The following is a 1,002-nucleotide window of genomic DNA, read 5'->3' as shown; positions in this document are numbered from 1 at the left end:
CGCGTGGCCCGGGCGGTACTGGGCCTCGCGCGCGGCGGCGGCTCCGGGACGGGGCCGGGCACGGCCGTCGCGGCGGGTTCCGGGACGGCCGGCCTCCCCCAGGGGACCGGGCTGCCCGTGTCGATCCCGGCCCAGGCCACGGCTGCCACGGCCGCGGCCCCGACCGCCGCCACGGTGGGGGACGCCGGATGAGGATCGGCCTGATCACGGACAACCCCGGGCATCCCCTGCTGTCGGCGGCCGCGGAACTGCTGCGGGCCGCCGGACACGGCGTGGAACTGCTGGACCCCGGGACGGCCGACAGGCCCGGTGCGCCCGATTCGGAGGCTCCGGCCGACGTCTACCTGCTCAAGGCGCACACCCCGCACGGCCTGGACCTCGCCCGGCGCCTGGAACGGCGCGGGGCGCCGGTGGTGAACTCCGCCGCGGCGACCACGCTCTGCCAGGACCGGACGCTGATGGCGGAGCTCGCCGTCCGGGCCGGGCTGCCCTTCGCCGGAACCCGTACCTTCGACACGCTCGCGCAGTGGGCGGACGGCGTCTCCCTGACCTCTCCCGCGGTCGTCAAGAGCCGGCACAGCCGCCGGCGGGACCTCGTGGCCCTGGTCGAGGGCGCGGCGGCGCTGAAGGAGCTGGCCGGCGCATGGCCCGACGAGCCCGTGGTGGTGCAGGAGTTCGCGCCGAACAGCGGCTGGGACCACAAACTCTGGGCGATCGGCGAGCGGGTCTTCGCGGCCCTGCGCCGCTCCGAGCTCTCCCCGGAGGGCCGCGGCCCGACCCTGCCGCTGACGGAGCTCCCGGACGGCTGGGCCGATCTGACCCGACGGGTCGGCGAGGTCTTCTCCCTGGACGTCTACGGCGTGGACATCATCGCCACCGCCGACGGCTCCCCGCTGATCGTGGACGTCAACGCCTTCCCCGGCATCCGCGAACAGGCGGGCGCCCCCGAGGCCCTGGCGGAACTGGCCCTGCGCCGGGCCGGGCGCTAGCGCTGTGACCGGC

General features: G+C 76.7%; 1 protein-coding gene and 1 pseudogene. Both read left to right on the top strand.

From position 1 onward, the window contains the following. A pseudogene (locus ACWGDE_RS39220) lies at nt 1-192 on the top strand (hypothetical protein); the annotation flags it as partial. Continuing rightward, nucleotides 189-989, top strand: coding sequence for an ATP-grasp domain-containing protein (locus ACWGDE_RS39215; protein WP_453393856.1), 801 nt, complete (start codon nt 189-191; stop codon nt 987-989). The pseudogene ACWGDE_RS39220 and the gene ACWGDE_RS39215, both read left to right, overlap by 4 nt. Nucleotides 990-1,002: the final 13 nt, after the last annotated feature.

The organism is Streptomyces sp. NPDC054956, from assembly GCF_053609185.1.
Note: the sequence above shows the minus strand (reverse complement) of the source record. Positions and strands in the feature narration are given on the sequence as shown.

What these genes read in the sequence shown, in the direction of transcription:
- ACWGDE_RS39215 (WP_453393856.1), top strand. Translation starts at nt 189, where the DNA reads ATGAGGATCGGCCTGATCACGGACAACCCCGGGCATCCCCTGCTGTCG.